Origin of the sequence: Micromonospora sp. MH33, assembly GCF_003013775.1 — a bacterium.
Lineage (GTDB): Bacteria > Actinomycetota > Actinomycetes > Mycobacteriales > Micromonosporaceae > Micromonospora > Micromonospora fulviviridis.
The window spans coordinates 1-4058 of record NZ_MUYZ01000426.1; the positions used below are offsets into that span (position 1 = coordinate 1).

The 4058-nt window shown below is 77.0% G+C and carries 5 protein-coding genes; 3 read left to right on the plus strand and 2 right to left on the minus strand.

Going from position 1 to position 4058, the window contains the following annotated elements; translation table 11 throughout:
- Together B0E53_RS33725 and B0E53_RS33730 are read right to left on the minus strand one after the other, a co-directional pair.
- On the minus strand, positions 1-714 hold a 714-nt coding region (locus B0E53_RS33725; protein ID WP_107079624.1), incomplete at its 3' end, for a hypothetical protein.
- Between the two features lie 166 nt (positions 715-880).
- Complete coding sequence (locus B0E53_RS33730; protein WP_246835735.1) at positions 881-1309, minus strand: SAV_6107 family HEPN domain-containing protein; 429 nt, start codon at positions 1307-1309, stop codon at positions 881-883.
- Positions 1310-1686: 377 nt separating this feature from the next.
- Between B0E53_RS33730 and B0E53_RS33735 the strand changes: the two genes are divergently transcribed.
- The 3 genes from B0E53_RS33735 to B0E53_RS33745 form a co-directional block, all read left to right on the plus strand.
- Entirely contained in the window at positions 1687-3084 is a 1398-nt protein-coding gene (locus B0E53_RS33735) for a ferredoxin reductase family protein (RefSeq protein ID WP_246835736.1), read from the plus strand.
- 20 nt (positions 3085-3104) lie between these two features.
- A complete protein-coding gene (locus tag B0E53_RS33740; RefSeq protein ID WP_107079625.1) occupies positions 3105-3677 on the plus strand; it encodes an FMN-binding protein in 573 nt (190 codons plus the stop codon).
- Between the two features lie 7 nt (positions 3678-3684).
- Positions 3685-4058 (plus strand): FAD:protein FMN transferase (locus B0E53_RS33745; protein ID WP_146167889.1); only part of this gene is annotated, 374 nt, incomplete at its 3' end.

The following is a 4058-nucleotide window of genomic DNA, read 5'->3' on the forward strand; positions in this document are numbered from 1 at the left end:
CACCACGCGGAGCCGCCGGGGTGCGGCGGCGCGGACGGCGCCGGTCGACCGGGGGATCACCCGGGTCAGCTCGTCGCCGGGCAGCCAGACCTTGATCTCCTTGGGGCGGGCGGCCGCGCCCCGGCCGCGGGCCGAGACGGTCACCTCCCGGCGGCGCAGCCGGCCCCGGCCCGGCCCGAGCCCCTCCCAGACCCCGCGGACCACCTGGAGCGTCACGTCCGCGCCGTCCCACCGGCCGTACGGGACGAGCACGCTGCCGCGCTGCCGGGCCCGGGCGGCCAGCCGGGTGGCGACCGAGGCGGAGACCGTGGTCGGCACGGCGGTGACCACCACGTCGACCCCGTCGATGAGCGCGGCGACGACGGTGGGCCACTCCGGTCCGGGGTTCGGCACCAGGGCGAGCCGGTCCAGGGCGATGCCGGCCTCGGCCGCCGCGCCGGCCCCGAAGGTGGGTACGCCCACCACGGCGCACCACGAGCCGGCCCGGGACGCCTCGGCGAGCAGGGCGAGGATCAGGGAGGTGGCGCCGCTGCGCCGGGGCTGGCCGGCGCCGACCGCGATGGTGCTGCCGCGCCGCAGCCCGCGGTTGGGCAGCAGCCCGGTCAGCTCGGGCCGGACGGGGAGCACCCGGTGGCCGCCGGCCGGGTCGGGCGCGCTCGCCGGGCGTACCAGCTCGGCCAGGGCGGCGGAACCGACCACCATGCGGCCCGCCATCGGACCTACCCCCCGTCATGTGTTCACCACGGGCACCGGCCCGTGGATGGTGCTTGGATCGTGCGGTGCGGGACGCCCGTGCGGCCCCGACGCGACGCACCCGCCGTCGCCGGGGAGCGGCGCCCGGCCACCCGGGGTCCCGCCGGTGGTGACCGGGCGCCGCGGCTCAGGCGGCGGCTGCTCCGGACCGCGGCGTGACGTCGGGCCCGCCGAGCCGGAGTGGCTGTTGCAGCCCGTCGAGCGCCGGTTGGTGGGCCAGGCCGAGCGCGGTCTCCACCACGGTCACGAACTCCTCGGCGGCGCGGAGCAGGTCGTCGGCCTCCCGGGCGGTGACCACCCGGGGGATGCCGGCCTCGGCGGCGGCCCGCTTGCCGGCGCCGGCGGCGAAGTAGGCCGCCCACTCGTCCAGCTCGGGGGCGACGGCGGCGAGCAGCACCCAGACGCTGGTAATCCGGTTGCGCCGGGTGGGTGCGGGGCGGGCGCGGGCGGCGAGCAGGGCGGCGGCGGCGCGCAGCGCGGCGAGGTGGGCGGCGGCGTACCGGAGGCCGTCGGGGCGGGTGGGGGCCGGCCGGGTGTGGACGCTTCCCCACACCACACCCGGCCGGCGTACCGGCGGGTCCGTCGCCCGCCGCCCGGGGGTCGTGGGCGGCGGGCGACGATCCTGCCTGGCGGGTCCGGACTCGCGACTGTCCGGAGCCCGGTGCGGTCCGCGGAACCGCACCTCCCGGGAGCCGGCGCCGCGAAACACCACTCCCGGATGTTGGAACGAGCGTACGAGCGAATCGAACACTCGTTCTAACTGCTCTGACAGTACACCCCCCCTCCGACGAAAATGCAACGTGTGACGCACCGGCGCGTCGATGCGCCGGTCGGTGGATTCCCAGCGCGCGCACAGCGTCGGCAAAGGAGCCGCCGAGTTCCGACCCGCAGGGTTGGCGACATGAACGTCAGCCGCACCGAGAAGATCCCCCGGTGAGCGCCGCCGTCGCCGGCCGGCGGACCCCGCGCCGGACCCTGCCGGCCGCCCCGGCCTGGTGGGCCGACGTGGCCGGCAGCGCCGCGGTGCTCAGCCTGCTGGTGGTCACCGCGCTCTGGACCGCCGACCGCGGCGTGCAGGAGCTGCTGGGCGGCGCGGCCACCGGCCTCACCTCGCTCGGCCGGCTCGCCGGTCTGGTCAGCGCCGACCTGATGCTGGTCCAGGTGGTGCTGATGGCCCGGGTGCCGCTGATCGAGCGGCGCTTCGGCCAGGACCGGATCGCCCGCTGGCACCGGCTCACCGGCTTCACCTCGTTCCACCTGCTCCTGGCGCACGTGCTGCTGACCGTCCTCGGGTACGCCGGCACCGCCCGCCGGGGGGTGCTCGCCGAGACCTGGGACCTGGTCGTCACGTACCCGGGGATGTTGCTGGCCACCGCGGCGATGGCCCTGCTGGTGCTGGTGGTGGTGACCTCGGTCCGCGCGGCCCGGCGCCGGCTGCGCTACGAGTCCTGGCACCTGCTGCACCTGTACGCGTACCTGGGCGTCGCGCTGGCGCTGCCGCACCAGCTCTGGACCGGCGCCGACTTCCTCGCCTCGCCGCTCGCCCGCGCCTACTGGTGGACCGTCTACCTGCTGGCGCTGGCCAGCGTGCTGGTCTGGCGGCTGGGGCTGCCCGCCTGGCGCTCGCTGCGGCACCGGATCGAGGTGGCCGCGGTGGTCCCCGAGGCGCCCGGGATCACCTCGGTCTGGCTGCGCGGGCGCGACCTGCACCGGCTGCCCGTCCGGGCCGGGCAGTTCCTGCTCTGGCGGTTCCTGGACGGCCCCGGCTGGTCCCGGGCCCACCCGTACTCGCTGTCCGCGCCGCCGAACGGCGACCTGATGCGGATCACGGTCAAGGACCTGGGCGACGGCAGCGCCCGGGCGGCCGCCCTGCGCCCCGGCACGAGGGTGCTCGTCGAGGGGCCGTACGGGCGGCTCACCGGGGAGCGCTGGCGCGGCGGCGGGATCACCATGCTGGCCTGCGGGGTCGGCATCACGCCGCTGCTGGCCCTGCTCTGGGAGCTGCCGTACGCGCCCGGCCAGGCGGTGCTGCTCTACCGCGCGCGTACCCCGGAAGACCTGGCCTTCCGGGCGGAGCTGGACCGGCTCGCCGCGGAGCGCGGGCTGGTCGTGCACCACCTGGTCGGCCCCCGGGCGGGCCGCCCGTCCTGGCTGCCGGCCCACGCCGAGGGGCTCTCCGACGCGGAGGCGCTGCGCCGGCTCTCCCCCGGCGTCGCCGGCCACGACGTCTTCCTCTGCGGACCCGACGGCTGGGTCGACGCCGCGCGCGCCGCGATCCGCGCGGCGGGGGTCCCCGACGCGCACACCCATCACGAACGGTTCGCCTGGTGACAGGCGCGAAGGGAGGATCCGTGCGACGGATCACCATCTGGCTGCTCTCCACGGTGGCCGCGCTGGTGCTGCTGTTCAGCTACAAGACCAGCACCATGGGCGCGGGCGGGGAGACCAGCGCGATCGCCTCCGGCTCGGACGGCCCGGCCGGCAGCGGCAGCTCCTGGACCGGCACGGACGACGGGTCGGGCTCGTCGAACGGCGACACGTCGAGCAGCGGCGGTGGCACGTCGAGCGGGGGCAGCGGCACGTCGAGCGGCAGCGGCACGTCGAGCGGCAGCGGCACGTCGAGCGGCAGCGGCACGTCGAGCGGCAGCGGCACGGCCACCGGGTCGGTGGCCCAGACCCGGTGGGGGCCGGTGCAGGTGAGGATCACCGTCTCCGGCGGGAAGATCACCGATGTCGCCGCGGTGCAGGTGCCGGACGGCAACCACCGGGACCAGGAGATCAACGACTACGCGGTGCCGATCCTGCGGCAGGAGGCCCTCGCGGCGCAGAACGCCCGGATCGACACCGTCTCCGGGGCCACCGTGACCAGCGACGGCTACCGCGAGTCCCTCCAGTCCGCGATCGACGCGGCGCACCTGAAGTGAGGACGCGATGAACCTGACCAGGGAACCCGACCGGCGCGCCTGGGTGGTCCAGGTGATGGGGCTGCCGGTCAGCGTGCACCTGCGCGGCCCCGGGGTGCGCACCGACGCGGTGGCCGAGCGGGTGGAGCGGGTCTTCGCCGAGCTGCGCGCGGTGGACGCGACGTTCAGCACGTACCGGCCGGACAGCGTGCTGGGCCGGCTCGGCGGGGCGATGCCCGACCCGGCCGCCGCGGAGCCGCTGGTGCGCGAGGTGGTCGAGCGCTGCGAGGCGGCCCGCGTCCGCACCGGCGGGTGGTTCGACGCCCGGCGGTTGCCGCTGCCCGGCGGCGGCACCGGCTTCGACCCGTCCGGCCTGGTCAAGGGGTGGGCGGTGGAGCGGGC